The 16,153-nt window shown below is 69.3% G+C and carries 16 protein-coding genes and 2 tRNA genes; 12 read left to right on the plus strand and 6 right to left on the minus strand.

Annotation, left to right across the window (positions count from 1 at the left end; translation table 11 throughout):
• The first annotated feature begins 53 nt into the window (after window positions 1-53).
• The 3 genes from GGR12_RS08860 to GGR12_RS08870 all read left to right on the plus strand — a co-directional run bounded on the left by GGR12_RS08860 (window position 54) and on the right by GGR12_RS08870 (window position 1,244).
• Window positions 54-593, plus strand: a complete 540-nt coding sequence (locus tag GGR12_RS08860; protein WP_343053178.1) for a cold-shock protein — start codon at window positions 54-56, stop codon at window positions 591-593.
• 29 nt (window positions 594-622) lie between these two features.
• Entirely contained in the window at window positions 623-1,108 is a 486-nt protein-coding gene (locus GGR12_RS08865) for a DUF192 domain-containing protein (RefSeq protein ID WP_183204061.1), read from the plus strand.
• A 59-nt stretch (window positions 1,109-1,167) separates the two neighbouring features.
• Window positions 1,168-1,244: transfer RNA gene (locus GGR12_RS08870), tRNA-Pro, on the plus strand.
• Here GGR12_RS08870 and GGR12_RS08875 read toward each other — a convergent pair.
• Window positions 1,233-1,436, minus strand: a complete 204-nt coding sequence (locus GGR12_RS08875; protein ID WP_183204062.1) for a hypothetical protein — start codon at window positions 1,434-1,436, stop codon at window positions 1,233-1,235. The two genes, GGR12_RS08870 and GGR12_RS08875, sit on opposite strands and share 12 nt — an antisense overlap.
• 187 nt (window positions 1,437-1,623) lie before the next feature.
• On the opposite strand from GGR12_RS08875, the gene GGR12_RS08880 reads away from it, so the two are divergent.
• The 3 genes from GGR12_RS08880 to GGR12_RS08890 all read left to right on the plus strand — a co-directional run bounded on the left by GGR12_RS08880 (window position 1,624) and on the right by GGR12_RS08890 (window position 2,953).
• On the plus strand, window positions 1,624-1,929 hold the full coding sequence (locus GGR12_RS08880) for an ETC complex I subunit (RefSeq protein WP_183204063.1): 306 nt from the start codon (window positions 1,624-1,626) through the stop codon (window positions 1,927-1,929).
• An 86-nt stretch (window positions 1,930-2,015) separates the two neighbouring features.
• Window positions 2,016-2,092: transfer RNA gene (locus GGR12_RS08885), tRNA-Arg, on the plus strand.
• Between the two features lie 90 nt (window positions 2,093-2,182).
• Complete coding sequence (locus tag GGR12_RS08890; RefSeq protein WP_183204064.1) at window positions 2,183-2,953, plus strand: exodeoxyribonuclease III; 771 nt, start codon at window positions 2,183-2,185, stop codon at window positions 2,951-2,953.
• A gap of 6 nt (window positions 2,954-2,959) precedes the next feature.
• Here the strand turns inward: GGR12_RS08890 and GGR12_RS08895 are convergent, their stop codons facing one another.
• Window positions 2,960-3,448 (minus strand): hypothetical protein, encoded by a 489-nt coding sequence (locus tag GGR12_RS08895; protein WP_183204065.1) that lies wholly within the window; start codon window positions 3,446-3,448, stop codon window positions 2,960-2,962.
• 24 nt (window positions 3,449-3,472) lie between these two features.
• Window positions 3,473-4,648, minus strand: a complete 1,176-nt coding sequence (gene metC / locus GGR12_RS08900) for a cystathionine beta-lyase (RefSeq protein WP_183204066.1) — start codon at window positions 4,646-4,648, stop codon at window positions 3,473-3,475.
• A gap of 96 nt (window positions 4,649-4,744) precedes the next feature.
• Between metC and GGR12_RS08905 the strand changes: the two genes are divergently transcribed.
• Both GGR12_RS08905 and GGR12_RS08910 read left to right on the plus strand, forming a co-directional pair.
• Window positions 4,745-5,842, plus strand: coding sequence for an amino acid ABC transporter substrate-binding protein (locus GGR12_RS08905; protein ID WP_221212308.1), 1,098 nt, complete (start codon window positions 4,745-4,747; stop codon window positions 5,840-5,842).
• A gap of 30 nt (window positions 5,843-5,872) precedes the next feature.
• A complete protein-coding gene (locus tag GGR12_RS08910) occupies window positions 5,873-7,183 on the plus strand; it encodes a dicarboxylate/amino acid:cation symporter (RefSeq protein ID WP_183204067.1) in 1,311 nt (436 codons plus the stop codon).
• A gap of 154 nt (window positions 7,184-7,337) precedes the next feature.
• Here the strand turns inward: GGR12_RS08910 and sseA are convergent, their stop codons facing one another.
• Window positions 7,338-8,168 (minus strand): 3-mercaptopyruvate sulfurtransferase, encoded by an 831-nt coding sequence (sseA, locus tag GGR12_RS08915; RefSeq protein WP_183204068.1) that lies wholly within the window; start codon window positions 8,166-8,168, stop codon window positions 7,338-7,340.
• Between the two features lie 22 nt (window positions 8,169-8,190).
• Window positions 8,191-9,411 carry an SAM-dependent methyltransferase gene (locus tag GGR12_RS08920; protein ID WP_183204069.1) on the minus strand — a complete coding sequence of 407 codons (1,221 nt, stop codon included), beginning with the start codon at window positions 9,409-9,411 and terminating at the stop codon, window positions 8,191-8,193.
• 135 nt (window positions 9,412-9,546) lie between these two features.
• Here GGR12_RS08920 and kdsA point away from each other — a divergent pair, with 135 nt between their 5' ends.
• From kdsA to GGR12_RS08940, 4 genes are read left to right on the plus strand one after another with little or no spacing between them, the layout of a single operon-like run.
• Window positions 9,547-10,449: a 3-deoxy-8-phosphooctulonate synthase gene (gene kdsA / locus GGR12_RS08925; RefSeq protein WP_183204070.1), complete on the plus strand. Its 903-nt coding sequence runs from the start codon at window positions 9,547-9,549 to the stop codon at window positions 10,447-10,449.
• 18 nt (window positions 10,450-10,467) lie between these two features.
• Window positions 10,468-11,919, plus strand: a complete 1,452-nt coding sequence (rfaE2, locus tag GGR12_RS08930; protein ID WP_183204071.1) for a D-glycero-beta-D-manno-heptose 1-phosphate adenylyltransferase — start codon at window positions 10,468-10,470, stop codon at window positions 11,917-11,919.
• Complete coding sequence (gene rfaD / locus GGR12_RS08935) at window positions 11,919-12,920, plus strand: ADP-glyceromanno-heptose 6-epimerase (protein ID WP_246328827.1); 1,002 nt, start codon at window positions 11,919-11,921, stop codon at window positions 12,918-12,920. The genes rfaE2 and rfaD overlap by 1 nt, the downstream gene beginning before the upstream one ends.
• Entirely contained in the window at window positions 12,917-14,023 is a 1,107-nt protein-coding gene (locus tag GGR12_RS08940) for a DUF3089 domain-containing protein (protein ID WP_183204072.1), read from the plus strand. Before rfaD ends, GGR12_RS08940 begins: the two co-directional genes overlap by 4 nt.
• Here GGR12_RS08940 and recG read toward each other — a convergent pair.
• A complete protein-coding gene (gene recG, locus GGR12_RS08945) occupies window positions 14,020-16,107 on the minus strand; it encodes an ATP-dependent DNA helicase RecG (protein WP_183204073.1) in 2,088 nt (695 codons plus the stop codon). The two genes, GGR12_RS08940 and recG, sit on opposite strands and share 4 nt — an antisense overlap.
• Between the last annotated feature and the right edge of the window lie 46 nt (window positions 16,108-16,153).

Consider the following 16,153-nt stretch of genomic DNA (forward strand, 5'->3'; position numbering starts at 1 on the left):
TCTTGTCCGTACAGATCGCGGGCAGGGGGAAGGTTGTGTCGGACTACGAGGGTGTGGAGGCGGCCGAGGCCGTAAGGATCGCCGGACGGGTCAAATGGTTCGATCCGGGGAAGGGGTATGGATTCATCATCCCCGACGATCCAGGCCTGACCGACCTGAAGGACGTGCTGCTGCACATATCGAGCCTGCGTGACAGCGGGCGCGAGAACGCGCCTGAAGGCGCGGCGATCTCCTGCGATTGCGTACGCCGCCCCAAGGGCTGGCAGGTCACCGAGATTCACGATCTGGGCGAGGGCGACCCCTCCATCCAGGTTGCGCCGCGCCGCACCGGCTATGACAGCCTGCGCGAAAGCGGCCCTGTGACGATGGACGGCGCCGGCGGCCCGCTGGAAGCGGCCGTGGTGAAATGGTTCAACCGCACCAAGGGCTACGGATTCGTGGTGCGCGACAGCCAACCGGGCGATATCTTCGTCCATGTCGAGACGTTGCGGCGTTGCGGGCTGGATGATCTTCTGCCCGGAGAGCCCGTCTCGGTGCGTTTCGCCGAGGGCCCCAAGGGGCTGGTGGTCGCGGAAATCAGACCGGGCGGCTGAGCGTCGCCCTAACAGGGTGGCGTGTGCCTATGTCGAATCGTCGGGGCTTCATCAGCGGGATCGTGGGCGGTCTGGCCGCGGCCGTGCTTCTGGCGGGCTGCGCCGGCGCGGGCGCGCCCAAGGATCAGAATGGCAATCCCATGGAGCCGCTGACGATCACCACCGCCTCGGGCGAGCACAAATTCATGGTCGAGATCGCCGACGACGAGGCCGAGCGTCAGCGCGGGCTGATGGAGCGGGAGCCGCTGGCCGCCGACCGGGGCATGCTGTTCGAGTTTCCGGACGTGCGCGAGCGCAGCTTCTGGATGCACAACACGCCCAGCCCGCTGGACATCATCTACATCGACCCGCACGGCGTGATCATCTCGATCGCCAAGAACGCGCCGCCGAACAGCGACGCCCTGATCCCGTCCAACGGCGCGGCGATGGGCGTGCTGGAGCTGCGGGCCGGGCGGGCGGACGAGATCGGCGCCAAGGCAGGCGACAAGGTCCGCCACCCGTTCTTCGCCGAATAGCTGAACTATCCGAAGCGCGTCCGTTGCGGCGCGGGGCCGAGTGTGTCAAATCCCGCCGCCGGAGTGTAGCGCAGCCTGGTAGCGCATCTGGTTTGGGACCAGAGGGTCGGAGGTTCGAATCCTCTCACTCCGACCAATTCACCGGTTGAGCGACAGACACCATCGCCGGCGGGATCGGCAGCGCCGGGCCGGATGCGGCGTCCGGCGCCGGTTCGATCGCCAGAGTCGCCATCCGGAACCGCCCGCACTTGTAGCAAGCATGGCCGCGCCGGCGTTCCGACCAGTACATTTCATGCTGGCAAAACAAGCGCTTGAGCTTCGTGATCATGCCGCCCCTCCGATCGGGCATCGAAGCGGGCGGGCCGCCTTATGGTCAAGCTGGCCTTTGGGTCTATGACCTTCGGGGGAGGGGAGCGATCCCTTCCCGAGCCGGCGAACCGTGCGACGCCTTGATCGGAGCCGCGAAGGCTCCTAGACGCGGGGGACCGGTTCCGGCCGGAAGAAGAGGTTCTTTCATGCTCGCCCGCATCTACCGCCCCGCCAAGACCGCCATGCAGTCCGGCAAGGCCAAGTCGAGAGACTGGCGGCTGGAGTTCGAGCCGGCCTCGGCCCGCACCATCGATCCGCTGATGGGCTGGACGTCGTCGAGCGACATGAACGGCCAGGTGCGGCTGACCTTCGACTCGAAGGAAGAGGCGGTCGCCTACGCCGAGCGCCACGGCATCCCGTTCCGCCTGCAGGAGCCGCAGGAGCCGCCGGTGATCATCAAGGCCTACGCCGACAATTTCGCCACCTTCCGCAAGCAGTCCTGGACGCACTGATCGCGGCCGGCGATCAGCGCCTTTTGAGGGCCTGTCGCCTGTCGGCTACTTGAGGCCCGGGATTTCCGCGTACCTTGCCCCCTCGGGCGCCCTTAGCTCAGCTGGATAGAGCACCCGCCTTCTAAGCGGACGGTCGCAGGTTCGAATCCTGCAGGGCGCGCCACGGGCGGATCAGATCCCCAGGAACCGGAAGGGCTCCGCGGGCTGGAAGTCCGTGGTCGCAACCGCATCGAAGCGGCGCCGTTCAACGGCGATGAAGATCGCCACCTTCAACATCAACGGGATCAACACCCGGCTGGCGGGGCTGCTGCAGTGGCTGGGCGAGGCGCGGCCGGACGTGGCCTGCCTGCAGGAGCTGAAGGCGACCGACGCGCAGTTTCCGGCCGATGCGATCCGCGACGCCGGCTATCACGCGGAATGGATCGGCGAGCACCGCTGGAACGGGGTGGCGATCCTGTCGCGGTCGGAGGCGATCGTGACGCGGCGCGGGCTGCCGGGCGATCCGCGCGATGCGCAGAGCCGCTATCTGGAAGCGGCGGTGGATGGGGTTCTGGTCGCCTGCCTGTACCTGCCCAACGGCAATCCGCAGCCAGGGCCGAAGTTCGACTACAAGCTGGCGTGGATGGAGCGGCTGAACGCCCATGCGGCAGGGCTGCTGGCGACCGGCGCGCCCGTGGTGCTGGCCGGCGACTACAACGTCGTGCCGACCGAGGCGGACATCTACAACAGCCGCTCGTGGAAGAAGGACGCCCTGCTGCAGCCGGAGAGCCGGGCGGCGTTCGCACGGCTGCTGGAGCAGGGCTGGACGGACGCGCTGCGCGAGCGGTTTCCGCAGGACCCGCCGCCGTGGACCTTCTGGCAGTATTTCCGCCAGGCGTGGGAGCGGGACGCGGGCCTGCGCATCGACCACCTGCTGCTGAGCCCTGCGGCGGCGGAGCGGCTGACGGACGCGGGCGTCGACAAGGCGGTGCGCGGCCGCGAGCGGGCCAGCGATCACGCGCCGGCGTGGATCATTCTCGACTGAGCGGGACTACTGGCCCGGTCGGGCGTTGGCGTTCAGCTGGGCGAGGACGCCGTTGTCGATGACGTCCCGGACGGCCCAGCGGCTGAAGTCGAGGGCGGAGGCCTCATTGGCCTGATCGAACGGCCAGTCGTTGCTGCAGGCGGCGTTGAACTGACGCTCAAGGACGCTGTTGCGGCCGCCGAGGTCGACATCGGCTTCAGGCTGATGGACTTCGAGCGGGGCGCCGTCCGGGCCGAAGGTGTCGATGCGGGCGACGTGCCCGGTGCGGGCGGCGCAGTCGAAGCGGGTGGTGGTGACGTAGTAGCGGCGGCCGTCGGTGACCGCGGCCTCGACCACCACGCCGGTGATGTGGGCGATGTCGCCCTCGCGCCGGACGGAGCCGGCGTCGGCGCCGAAGATCGAATCCTCGCCCATGCCGATCAGAAGCCATTTGTGCGTCGGGCCGTCCTGGGGAGCGAGCGACAGGGCGGCGGCGGCGGCGAGGACGGCGAGCATTGAGTGTTCCCTTGAGCAGTCAGGTCAGTTGTCGCGTGCGGCGCGCCAGGCGGCGAGGCCCTTCTCCAGATCGGCGATCAGGTCGGCGGGGTCCTCGAGGCCGATGTGCATGCGCAGGAGTTCCCCGGCGAGGGCGGGGCGATGGCGGCGGATGGAGAGCTGGCCGGTCTCGTGGGTGATCAGGCTTTCAAAGCCGCCCCAGGAATAGCCGAGGCCGAACAGTTCGAGCGCCGACATCAGGGCGTGGGCGGCGGCCTCGTCGCCGCCCTGCATGACGACGCCGACCAGGGAGGCGGCGCCGGCGTAGTCGCGTGTCCACAGCGCGTGGCCGGGCGAGGCGGGCAGGGCGGGCCAGAGGACGTCCGCGACCTCGGGCTGCGCCTGCAGCCAGGCGGCGACCAGGTGGGTCGAGCGGGCCTGTTCGGCGTAGCGGACCGGCAGGGTGCGCAGGCCGCGCAGGGCCAGCCAGGCATCATCCGATGTGACGCGCCAGCCGAGGTCCTCGATGGTCTCGGCGATATGGCGGCTGACGCCCGGATCGACGGCGGCGATGGAGCCCATCAGCAGGTCGGAGTGGCCGCCGACGTATTTGGTGAGCGCCTGGACGCTGACGTCGACGCCGTGCTCCAGCGGCTTGAAGGCGAAGCCGGCGGCCCAGGTGTTGTCCATGATGGTGATCACGCCCCGCGCGCGGCAGGCGGCGGTCAGGGCGGCGACGTCGACCATGTCGAAGGTCAGCGAGCCCGGCGATTCGATCAGCAGGACGCGGGTGCGCTCGTTGATGGCGGCGATGATCGCCCCCGCATCGGCGTCGGCGGGGTGGAAGGTCGTGGTCACGCCGCGCGGGGCGAGGTGGCGTTTGAGGAATCGGCGGGTGGGGCCGTAGGCGGCGTCCGTGGTCAGGACCTCGTCGCCGGGGCGGAGCAGGGCGGTGAGGGGCACGGTGACGGCGGCGAGGCCGGACGGGACCAGCCAGGCGTCGGCGGCGCCCTCCAGATCGGCGAGAGCAAGGCGCAGTTCGCGGGCCGCCGACAGGTCCTCGATGCCGTAGATGGGACCTGTCGAGCCGTCGCGCATGTCGGCGGGCGAATCGTTCAGCAGGGTGGAGGCGCGCTCGACCGGAGGGGCGACCGGACGACGTCCGTGGCCGCGCCGCGTGGCTCCGGCGATCAGGCGGGTGCGGTCGGATCGGTCGTTCATGGGCGCGTCCCGGGGTTGCGGATCGTCCTCCAAAGGCCTCTAAACAGGCGGGGGCGCAAGTCTGGCGGGTACGGCGAGGCGCGTATGAGGGCAGGTATGGTCGGACGGTTCGCGGCGACGGGCATGGCGCTCGTGCTTGCGCTGACGGTCGCCGCCTGCGGCCGCAACGACGAAGCGGAGAAGACCGACGAGCCCGCCGCCGCCCAGACCGTGACGGCCGCGCCGGCGTTCGACAGCCCGACGCTGAAGGCGATCCGCGCGCGGGGCCGGCTGAATTGCGGGGTGCACGAGGGGCTGGTCGGCTTCGCCTTCACAGACAACCGGGGTGAGTGGCGCGGGTTCGACGCGGACTTCTGCCGCGCGCTGGCGGCCGCCGTGCTCGGCGACGCGAACGCGGTGCGGTTCGTGCCGCTGAACACCAGCCAGAGGTTCGAGGCGCTGCGCAGCGGCCGCGTCGACGTGCTGTGGCGGACGACGTCCTGGACCCTGACGCGCGAGGCCCAGGAGGGGGTCAGCTTCGCCGGGGTCAACTATTACGACGGTCAGGGCTTCCTGGTGCGCCGGTCGCTGGACCTGGCGAGCGCCGCGGAGCTGAACGGTGCGCGGGTTTGCGTGCAGCGGGCGTCGACGTCGGAGCTGAACGTCGCGGACTGGTTCCGGTCGCGCGGGATCGAATACCGGCCGGTCGTCACGGCTGACGAGGAAGCGGCGCGCGAGGCCTACGCGCGGGAGGACTGCGACGCGTTCAGCGCCGACGTGTCGGCCCTGGCGGCGGCGCGGACGCTGCTGCCGAACCCCGAACAGCATGCCATTCTGCCGGACGTGATCTCCAAGGAGCCGTTGGGCCCGGCGGTGAAGCGGGGCGACGAGGCCTGGGCCTCGATCGTGCGCTGGACGCTGAATGGATTGATCCTGGCCGAGGAGCTGGGCGTGACCCGACAGAATGTGGAGACGATGGCCGAGGATTCGCGCGATCCGCGGATCAGACGCCTGCTGGGCCTTGAGGGCGGCTATGGCGCGATGATGGGTCTGTCGAACGACTGGATGAAGAGCGCGATCGAGGCCGAGGGAAATTACGGTGAAATCTTCGCCCGCAATATCGGCGCAGATTCAACGCTCGACCTGGCCCGCGGGCTTAACGCACAATGGAACGCTCGGCCCGGCGGCTTGATCTACGCCCTGCCGATCCGATAACGACGCGGCACGAGGGGCCGGGGGATACTCATGGAAACGAAGAAACGCGGCGGCATTCCGCTTTATGTGTGGATGCTGGTCGGCTTCATCGCCGGTCTGGGCGGCGGGCTGTACGTCAACCTGAACGGCCTCGAGGTCCTTCCGTGGGTGATGGACCTGGTCCAGTCGGTCGGCCAGATCTTCCTGCGCCTGCTGTTCATGCTGGTCCTGCCGCTGCTGTTCTCGGCCCTGGCGGTCGGCGTCGCCGAGATGGGCGACCTGAAATCGCTGGGCCGCGCCGGGTTCAAGACCCTGATCTTCACCATCATCGTTTCGGCCATCGCCGTCGCCATCGGCCTGGGCATGGTCAACTATTTCCGCCCGGGCGAAGGCGTAAATCCGGCCCTGGCCGCTCAGTTGCTGGCGCAGGGCGCCGACAGCGCCGCCGGCATCGTCGGCAGTGCGCCCAAGAGCATTGAGGCGGGCAAATTCTTCCTCGACATGATCCCGTCGAACGTCGTCACCGCGGCGGCCGAGAACCAGATTCTGCCGGTGATGATCTTCGCCCTGATGTTCGGCATCGGCATGGTCATGGCCAAGAGCCCGGCCACCGACCAGCTGCAGCAGACCCTGCAGGGCGTGTTCGAGGTGATGATGAAGCTCATCAACCTCGTCATCAAACTGGCCCCGATCGCGATCGCCTGCCTGATGTTCAACCTGGCGGCGGTGTTCGGTTGGGATCTGCTGGTCCGTCTGGGCGCCTATGCGGCCGTGGCGGTGGGCGCGATGGCGATCCACATGTTCGTCGTCTACCCGCTGGTCGTCTGGATCGCCGGCGGGATGAACCCGTTCAAATTCTTCTACGGCGTGCGCGAGCCGATCGTGGTCGCCTTCTCGACCGCCTCGTCGAACGCCACCCTGCCGGTGTCGATTCGCGTCGCCGAGACCGAGCTGAAGCTGCCGCGCCGCATCTCGCGCTTCGTGCTGACGGTCGGCGCCACCGCCAACCAGAACGGCACCGCCCTGTTCGAAGGCGTGACGGTTCTGTTCCTCGCGCAGTTCTTCGGCGTCGACCTGAACCTGGGTCAGCAGCTGATCGTCATGCTGGTCTGCATCCTGGGCGGCATCGGCACGGCGGGCGTGCCCGCCGGTTCGCTGCCGGTCATCGCCCTGATCCTGGCCATGGTCGGCGTGCCGCCGGAAGGCATCGGCCTGATCCTGGGCGTCGACCGCTTCCTGGACATGTGCCGCACGACGCTGAACGTCACCGGCGACCTGGTGGCCGCGACGGTGGTGTCGCGCGGCGAGACCGATGCGATCGTGCCGGCCGATGCGGTGGAGCCGGTGGCTCCGCCGGCCTAGGTCTCTTCCGATCCGCTCATCCCCGCGAAAGCGGGGACCCGGTCCTGTCGTCGGAACGCCGGCGCTTCAGGACTACGGTTTGCGTGTGAGCGGCCTGGACTGATCATCCAAAGCACTGTGTCCCCGCTTTCGCGGGGATGAGCGGATTTTGTGGTTATCCGGTCAGGACGGTCGTATCCGCGCGCGCGCCCCACTCGGCCCAGCTGCCGTCGTAGACCCGCGAGGGGCGGCCCAGCTGCGCCAGGGCCAGCGACAGGATCGCCGCCGTCACCCCGGAGCCGCAGGTGGTGATGATGGGACGGTCGAGGTTCACGCCCGCCCAGCGGAAGACGTCGCGCAGGGCGTGGTCGTCCTTGAGGGCGCCGTGCTCATCCAGCACTTCGGGGAAGGGCAGGTTCAGCGCGCCCGGCATGTGGCCCGAACGGAGACCGGGCCGGGGCTCGGGCGCCTCGCCGCGGAAACGTGCGGCGGCGCGGGCGTCGACGACCTGGACCTCGTCGCCGATGGAGCCGCGGACATCCTCGATGTCGGCGAGCCAGCCCGGGGTCGGACGGGCCGTGAAGGTCGCGGGTGAAGGAGGCGTCGCCGGACCGGAGTCGACCGGCCGGGCCTCGCCCAGCCACCGGGGAAGGCCGCCGTCGAGCACGAAGACGCGGTCGGCGCCCATGGCGCGGAGCATCCACCAGACGCGCGCCGAGGAGCGGATGCCGACGGTGTCGTAGACGACGATGAAGTCGCTGTCGGAGACGCCCAGCTGGCTCATGCGCGCGGCGAAGGCGGCCGGCGTCGGCAGCATGTGGGGCAGGTCGCTGTCCTGATCCGAGCTGGCCTCGAGATCGAAGAAGACCGCGCCGGGAATGCGCGCCGCCTCGAAGTCCGGGCGTCCGTCGCGGCCGTCCAGGTGCCAGCTGGCGTCGATGATCCTGAGATCCGACTGTCCGAGCCGGGCGGCGAGGTCTGCGGTGGAGATGAGGGGCGAGATCATGCGGGCGGATATGAGCCCGCCGTCAGCCCTTCGCCAGCGCCAGCTGGATCACGTCGGTGCGTCCCGAGCGGAAGCCGGCCTCGCAATAGGCGAGGTAGAAGCGCCAGAGGCGGCGGAAGCGCTCGTCGAAGCCGCCGATGCGCAGGATGTCGGTCCAGGCCGATTCGAACCGCTCGTCCCATTGTTTGAGGGTCTCGGCGTAGTCGATCCCGAAGCGTTCGACGGAGCGCCAGGCGAGGCCCGCCTTGTCGACGACCGGCTTGAGGGCGCCTTCAGACGGGAGCATGCCGCCCGGGAAGATGTATTTCTGGATGAAGTCGGTGCGTTTGAAATAGCCGGCGAAATAGGCGTCATCGATGGTGATGATCTGCAGGCCGGCGCGGCCGCCGGGGGCCAGCACCTCGTTGATCTTGCCGAAATAGGCGGGCCAGTACTCCTGACCGACGGCCTCGAACATCTCGATGGAGGCGACGCGGTCGAAGCGGCCGGTGACGTCGCGATAGTCGATCAGCTGGATGTCGGCCCGTTCGCTGAGACCGGCGTCGAACATGCGCTTGCGAGCGAAATCGTACTGCTGCTGCGAGATGGTGATGCCGGTGACGCGGGCGCCGACCTCCTTCGCCGCGAACTCGGCGAAGCCGCCCCAGCCGCAACCGATCTCGAGCACCGTCTGATCCGGACGCAGGTCCATGGTGCGGGCGAGCGAGGCGTATTTCTCGCGCTGGGCCGCCTCCAGGGGTTGGGTCGGGCTGTCGAAGCGGGCCGACGAATAGGTCATCGAGGGGTCGAGCCAGCTGGCGTAGAAGGCGTTGCCGAGGTCGTAGTGGGCGTGGATGTTCTTGCGCGAGCCCGCCCGGCTGTTGCCGTTCATGCGGTGGGCCAGCCAGTTCACCACCCGCATGACCGAGTTCCCGGCGACGAGGCGGCGGATATAGGCTTGGTTGCGGACGAGAACCTCGAGCAGGGGCGCGAGGTGGGGCGTCTCCCATTCGCCGGCCATGTAGCCCTCGGCGAATCCGATGTCCCCGGAGGCCAGCACGCGGCCGGCGAAGCGGTAGTCGCGAATGTCCAGAACCGCCGCGGGGCCGGGTTCGGAACCTTCCAGTCGATGGGTTTCGCCGGTGGGGAGGAGGACCGTCAGCCGGCCGACCGTCCAGTTCGAGGCGAGCAGACGCAGCAGAAGAGCGAACCCGCGCGATGTGCGGGTGGCTGCCTCATGCCGCTCGGCTGTTACCGACGTCATGCGGGAAATGTGGGGTGCATACCGCCGATGCGTCAACCCCGGCGAGCGGCGCTCCCGCATGGTCAGGCGGTCGAACGCCGTGATAGGTTGCGCCGGGGCGTCCGCGACGCCACCTGATCGCCCCATAGGTGCGGCATGAGCCGCGCGACTCAATCCGTTTTCCGGGAATTCGCTGTGTCCAAGCCCAACGCCATCATCGACATCAAGGACGGCCTGAAGCGCCCCGTCAGCATCGGCGGCGGTCAGCGCATCGTCTTCATCGCCGGTCCGTGCCAGCTGGAGAGCCGCGAGCACGCGCTGGAGATGGCGCATGCGCTGAAGGAGATTGGCGAGCGCCTGAACGTCGGCATCATCTACAAGACCAGCTTCGACAAGGCGAACCGCACCAGCGCCAACGCGGCGCGCGGCTTCGGGCTGGAAGGCTCGCTGCCCATCTTCGCCGAGATCCGCGATAGCGTCGGCCTGCCGGTGCTGACGGACGTCCACACCGAGGAGCAGGCCGCTATCGCCGCCGAGGTGGTCGACGTGCTGCAGATTCCGGCCTTCCTGAGCCGCCAGACCGACCTGCTGCTGGCCGCCGCGGCGACCGGCAAGGCGATCAACATCAAGAAGGGCCAGTTCCTGGCGCCCTGGGATATGAAGAACGTCATCGCCAAGGTGGTCGGCGCGGGCAATCCGAACGTCATGGCCTGCGAGCGGGGCGCGAGCTTCGGCTACAACACCCTGGTCAGTGACATGCGCGCCCTGCCGGTGCTGCGCGACATCGGCTGCCCGGTCGTGTTCGACGCCACCCACAGCGTGCAGCAACCGGGCGGGCAGGGCACCTCGTCGGGCGGCCAGCGGGAGTTCGTGCCGGTGCTGGCGCGTGCGGCCGTGGCCGTGGGCGTGGACGCGGTGTTCATGGAGACCCACCAGGATCCGGATCACGCCCCGTCGGACGGCCCGAACATGGTGCCGCTGAGCGAGTTCGAGGCCCTGGCCGCCGACCTGATCGCCTACGACGACCTGTCGAAGGCGCGGATGGCGAAGGCCGCCTGAATCCGTTAGTCGGGTTGCATGGCTGACCGGACGCTCGACCTAGGGGAACTGCAGGCTCTGCTGGAGCGCGTGCGCGGGCTGAAAGTGGCCTGCGTGGGCGACCTGATGCTGGACCGCTACGTCTATGGCGAGGTCAGCCGGATCTCGCCCGAGGCGCCGATCCCGGTTCTGAAGACCAGGCGGCGCATCGCCATGCCGGGCGGGGTGGGCAATGTCGCCCGCAACGTCGCGGCCCTGGGCGGGGTGGCGCGGCTGGGCGCGGTGGCCGGGCAGGATGCGGCCGGCGACGAACTGGCCGGCCTGGTGGCGGCGGAAGCCGGCATTGAGGACGCCATCGAACGCCGCGAGGGCGTGGACACGATCGTCAAGACGCGCTTCGTCGCGGCCGGGCAGCAGCTGCTGCGGCTGGACGAAGAGTCCGCTGCGATCCTGGCGACGGAAACGGACGCGTTTACGGGCGCTTCTGTCTATCTGCTGTCTGATTACGCGAAGGGCGTCGTGAGCGATCTGGTGATCGCCCAGGCGCTGAACGCGGCCGCGACGAGTGGTGCGCCGGTCGTGGTGGACCCCAAGGGACGCGACTTCGCGCGATACGGCGCGGTCGATCTGATCAAGCCGAACGCCAGCGAACTGGCCGGGGCCACGGGCCTGCCGGTGGATACGGACGCCGAGGTCGAGGCGGCGCTGAAGGCGCTGCTGGAGGCGACGACGGCGAAGGCCATCGTGGTGACGCGCGCCGGCAAGGGCATGAGCCTGATGCGGCGTGGGGGGGCGGCGAAGCATTTCCCGGGCCGGGCGCGCGAGGTGTTCGACGTCTCGGGCGCCGGCGACACCGGCCTGGCGGCGCTGGGGCTGGCCCTGGGCGCGGGCGCGTCGCTGGAGACGGCGGTCGAGTTCGCCATCCTGGCTTCGGGCGTGGTGGTCGGCAAGGCGGGCACCGCCGTGGTGACGCCCGCCGAACTGATCGACGCCGAGATGAGCCAGCATGCCGCGGGCGCGCACGCCAAGGTGATGCCGCTGGACGAGCTGACGCACGTGGTCGAGGGCTGGAAGCGGCAGGGGCTGAAGGTCGGCTTCACCAACGGCTGTTTCGACATCCTGCACCGCGGCCACGTCGCCTACCTGGCCCAGGCGCGCAGCTGGTGCGACCGGCTGGTGGTGGCGCTGAACACCGACGCCTCGGTCAAGCGGCTGAAGGGCGAGGGGCGGCCGATCAACGATCTGGACAGCCGCGCCGTGGTCATCGGCGGTCTGCAGAGCGTGGACCGGGTGACCAGTTTCGACGATCCGACGCCGCTGGCGCTGATCGAACGGCTGCGGCCGGACGTTCTGATCAAGGGTGCGGACTACACGCGCGAAGGCGTAGTCGGCGGCGATCTGGTGGAGAGCTGGGGCGGCGAGGTGAAGCTGGCGACCTTCGAGGACGGCTACTCGACCACCCGGACCATTGAAAAGATGAAGGCTGACTGATGGCGCGTCGGATGATCGTGGTGACCGGCGGGGCGGGCTTCATCGGCTCGAACATCGTCGCGCGCCTGTGCGCCGAGGATCGTCGCGACATCGTCGTCTGCGACCGCATGGAAGACGCGGCCCTGGGCAAGTGGAAGAATCTGGCCAAGCATCCGATCGCAGACTTCTGGCAGCCGGAAGAGCTGTTCGAACAGCTGGAGCGGCATGCCGAGGCGATCGAGGCCGTGGTGCATATGGGCGCGATCTCGTCGACGACGGAGGCCGACGCCGACCTGATCATGCGCACCAACTTCACCCTGTCGCGCGACATCTGGGACTGGTGCGCGTTGCGGGACGCGCGGATGATCTACGCCTCGTCGGCGGCGACCTACGGCGACGGCGATCAGGGCTTCGTGGACGACGACAGTCTTGAGGGTCTGGCTTCGCTTCGTCCGCTAAACGCCTACGGCTATTCGAAAATGCTGTTCGATCAGTATGCCGCGAGGCAGTCGGATCGGGGGCAGTCGCCCAGCCAGTGGGCGGGGCTGAAATTCTTCAACGTCTATGGCCCGAACGAGGGCCACAAGGGCGGCATGAAGTCGGTCGTGGCGCAGATCTGGCCCAAGGTTCAGGCCGGCGAGCCGGTGACCCTGTTCCGCTCGCACAACCCGAACTACGCCGACGGCGGCCAGCTGCGCGACTTCGTGTTCGTGGACGACGTGGTCGACATCATCGAGTGGCTGCTCGACACGCCGGAGGTCTCCGGGGTGTTCAACGCCGGCTCCGGCCAGGCGCGGTCCTTCCTCGATCTGGCCAACGCCACCTTCGCCGCCGCGGGCAAGGCGCCCAGCGTCGAATACGTCGATACGCCGGTGTCGATCCGCGACAAGTACCAGTACTTCACCCAGGCCAGCATGGACCGGGTGCGGGCCGCCGGGTTCGGCGGCCAGTCGACGCCGCTGGAAGAAGGCGTCCGGCGCTATGTGCAGGACTTCCTGATGAAGGCGGACCCGTACCGGTGAAAGGTCCCGGACTGACCCTTCGCCAGTGGATCGGCGTGATCGGGCTGACGCTCGTCGCGCTGGTGGTGATTGCGGTGCTGGTCTGGCGCGGGGACATCCTGAAGGCGGGGCTGGACCCGCAGGTGCCGTTCCAGACCTATGAACCGCCCCCGGCGCCGGACTATTCGCAAGCCTCGGCCTGGGTGCTGCAGGACGCGCGCGCGCCGGACGCGGGCCCGGCGGCGATCTTCTTCGTGCATTCGACGACCTATGAGGGCGGCAAGCACTGGAACGGGCCGATCGGCGATCCGGGCGGCGAGGGCTGGCTGCGTCGTGTGGTGCTGCCGAACCATGCGGGGCCGTTCGCCCGCGCCGGGGAGGTCAGTGCGCCGCGCTACCGGCAGGGCAGCCTGTACACCCGTCTGACCCTGCGCGAGGACGCGCGGGAGGCTCGGGCCTTCGCCTATCGCGACATCGCCGCCGCCTTCGAGGTCTGGCTGGAGCGTCATCCGACGGGACCGATCGTGGTGGCGGGCGTGGAGCAGGGCGGCGACCTGGTCGACCGGCTCGTGCGCGAGCGGATCGCGCCCGATCCGGCCCTGCGCCAGCGCCTGGTGGCCGTCTATATGACCGATGTGATCACCCCGGCCGACAGCCTGTCGCCCGCAGTTCCGGCCTGCGCGCGGCGCGATCAGGTCGGCTGCGTGGTGGCCTTCTCGCCGGTCGGGGATCGCAGCGACGGGGCCGCGCGCCGGCGCCTGATGCGGGCCCTGGTGTGGGACGACAAGGGGCGGCTGGTCGAACTGGACGGGCGTCCTGCGCTGTGCGTGAACCCGGTGACCGGTTCGACGGACTCCGCCCCGGTGGAGGCCCGCGCGCACCGCGGTGCGACCAACGCCACGGGGCTGGAATGGGGCGCGCGACCGGCGCTGCGGGCGCGGGAGGTAGCGACCCAGTGCCGGGACGGTCTGCTGCGCCATACCCAGCCGGAGTCCGAGGCCTTCCGGGCGACGGGAAGCTGGGCGGATCGTAGAAAGACCCGCGCGTACAATCTGTTCTACGGCGATATTGAAGCAGACGTCCAAACGCGTCTGATGGCCTGGCGGACGCAGAACCCGCTCTAGTCGACGCCGCCGCGGTCGTTGCGCCAGTCGAAGAGGGCCTCCAGCACCTTCACCGCCTCGCCGCGCGGGCTGAGCAAATCCGGGTCACGGCCGAGGACCAGCCGGGCGTCATCGGCGGCGGCCAGCAACAGGGATCTGTGACGGATCGGGTCGGCGAAGCGGTAGGCCGGGAAGCCGCTTTGCTTCAGGCCGAGCGGATCGCCGCCGCCGCGGAGGCGGAAGTCCTCCTCGGCGATCTCGAAGCCGTCCTCGGTGCGGCGCAGGGTTTCGAGCCGCTCACGCGCGGTGTCGCCCAGGCCGTTGTCGCCGCCGCCGTAGAGCAGCAGGCAGGTGCTGGCCGCCGTGCCCCGGCCGACGCGTCCGCGCAGCTGGTGCAACTGGGCGAGGCCGAAACGGTCGGCGTGTTCGATGACCATGATCGAAGCGTTGGGCACGTCGACGCCGACCTCGACCACCGTGGTGGCGACCAGCAGCGGAATGCGGCCGTCGGCGAAGTCGGCCATAACGGCTTCGCGCTCTGGTCCGGCCATCTGCCCGTGGGCGAGGCCGACCTCGACCTGGAGGATGCGGCGCAGATCGGCGGCGCGGGCTTCGGCGGCGGCGAGGTCCGACGCTTCGCTTTCGGCCACCAAAGGACAGATCCAGTAGGCCTGGGCGCCGGCGTCGAGTGCGGCCTTGAGACGTTTGGCGACCTCGCCGATGCGGGCCAGCGGCAGGACGGCGGTCGTCACCGGCGTGCGGCCGGGCGGCTTTTCGGTCAGGCGCGAGACCTCAAGCTCGCCGTACTGCGTCAGCTCAAGGGTGCGCGGGATGGGCGTGGCCGACATGGTCAGCAGGTGGACGCCGCCGGTGCGCGGGTCGCCCTTGGCCTGGAGGCGCTGACGCTCGTTGACGCCGAAGCGATGCTGTTCGTCGATGACGGCCAGCGCCAGTCGGTCGAAGCGGACGGCGTCCTGGAACAGGGCGTGGGTGCCGATGGCGACCTGGGCCTCGCCGGATGCCAGCGCAGCCAGCCGGGCGCGGCGCTCGGCCGGGGTGTCGCGGCCGGTGAGCAGGACGGTGCTGACGCCCGCCGCGTCGAGCATGGGCGACAGGCGTTGATAGTGCTGGCGGGCGAGGATTTCGGTGGGCGCCATCAGCGCCGCCTGGAAGCCGGAAGCGGCGGCGTCGGCGAGCGCGAGGGCGGCGACCGCGGTCTTGCCGGAGCCGACGTCGCCCTGGAGCAGTCGGCCCATCTGTTCGCCCGAGGCCAGGTCGTGGCGGATTTCCTCGATGGCGCGTTCCTGCGCGCCGGTCAGGGCGAAGGGCAGGGCGGTCAGCAGGCGCTCCGACGCCTCGCCCGGCCGGATGACGGGCCCTGGGGTGATCTGGCGGATGCGGCGACGGCGGGCGAGGGCCAGCTGGTGCGCGAACAGTTCGTCATAGGCCAGGCGCTGCCGGGCCACGGCCTCGGGGGCGAGATCCGGCTCGCCGGCGGGGCTATGCAGGCGCTCGAGCGCCGTGCGCCAGCCGGGGAAGCGGGACTTCTTCAGCCAGGCCTCGTCCTGCCATTCCGGGAGCTCGGTCGCGTGTTCGAGCGCGCCCTGGACGAATTTGCGGATCTGGCGCGAGCTCAGCCCCTGGGTCGCCGGGTAGACCGGTTCGACGGCGGCGATCTCGCCGGCCTGTTCGAGGGTGTAGACGTCGGGGTGCGCGATCTGCACCTCGTTGTTGAAACGCTCGACCTTGCCGGCGACGAGTCGCTTCTGGCCCTTCGGCAGCAGGCGCTCGATGTGCTGGGCCGAGCCGCCGAACCAGACCATGTGGACGAAGCCGGTGTCGTCGGTGGCCCGCACCTTGATCGGCGCGCCGGGCTTGCCGGGAATGAACAGTCTATCGACCAGAACTTCGAAGATGCCGATCTGGCCCTCGATCGCATTCGTCGCCGTCATCGGCTGGCGGGTGATCAGGCCTGACGGGGTCAGGAACAGGACGTCGCGCACCAGCGGCCCGGCCAGCTTCTGGACGAGCGGCAGCACCTTGGGCCCCACGCCTTTGAGGCTGGAGACGTCTGCGAACAGCGGAAAGAGAATCTGGGGCCGCATACTGTGCAGCATAGCTGGCGGACGGCGGTCTGGAACGCTATCTGCT

It is taken from the genome of Brevundimonas lenta, from assembly GCF_014196335.1.
Lineage (GTDB): Bacteria > Pseudomonadota > Alphaproteobacteria > Caulobacterales > Caulobacteraceae > Brevundimonas > Brevundimonas lenta.

Bases quoted from the DNA above. Each gene is read 5' to 3' on its own strand.
- rfaE2 (WP_183204071.1), top strand. From the start codon at position 10,468: ATGGCTGACCGGACGCTCGACCTAGGGGAACTGCAGGCTCTGCTGGAG.
- GGR12_RS08920 (WP_183204069.1), bottom strand. From the start codon at position 9,411: ATGACGTCGGTAACAGCCGAGCGGCATGAGGCAGCCACCCGCACATCG.
- kdsA (WP_183204070.1), top strand. From the start codon at position 9,547: ATGAGCCGCGCGACTCAATCCGTTTTCCGGGAATTCGCTGTGTCCAAG.
- recG (WP_183204073.1), bottom strand. From the start codon at position 16,107: ATGCGGCCCCAGATTCTCTTTCCGCTGTTCGCAGACGTCTCCAGCCTC.
- GGR12_RS08875 (WP_183204062.1), bottom strand. From the start codon at position 1,436: ATGATCACGAAGCTCAAGCGCTTGTTTTGCCAGCATGAAATGTACTGG.
- GGR12_RS08890 (WP_183204064.1), top strand. From the start codon at position 2,183: ATGAAGATCGCCACCTTCAACATCAACGGGATCAACACCCGGCTGGCG.
- GGR12_RS08895 (WP_183204065.1), bottom strand. From the start codon at position 3,448: ATGCTCGCCGTCCTCGCCGCCGCCGCCGCCCTGTCGCTCGCTCCCCAG.
- GGR12_RS08905 (WP_221212308.1), top strand. From the start codon at position 4,745: ATGGTCGGACGGTTCGCGGCGACGGGCATGGCGCTCGTGCTTGCGCTG.
- GGR12_RS08910 (WP_183204067.1), top strand. From the start codon at position 5,873: ATGGAAACGAAGAAACGCGGCGGCATTCCGCTTTATGTGTGGATGCTG.
- rfaD (WP_246328827.1), top strand. From the start codon at position 11,919: ATGGCGCGTCGGATGATCGTGGTGACCGGCGGGGCGGGCTTCATCGGC.
- sseA (WP_183204068.1), bottom strand. From the start codon at position 8,168: ATGATCTCGCCCCTCATCTCCACCGCAGACCTCGCCGCCCGGCTCGGA.
- GGR12_RS08865 (WP_183204061.1), top strand. From the start codon at position 623: ATGTCGAATCGTCGGGGCTTCATCAGCGGGATCGTGGGCGGTCTGGCC.
- metC (WP_183204066.1), bottom strand. From the start codon at position 4,648: ATGAACGACCGATCCGACCGCACCCGCCTGATCGCCGGAGCCACGCGG.
- GGR12_RS08880 (WP_183204063.1), top strand. From the start codon at position 1,624: ATGCTCGCCCGCATCTACCGCCCCGCCAAGACCGCCATGCAGTCCGGC.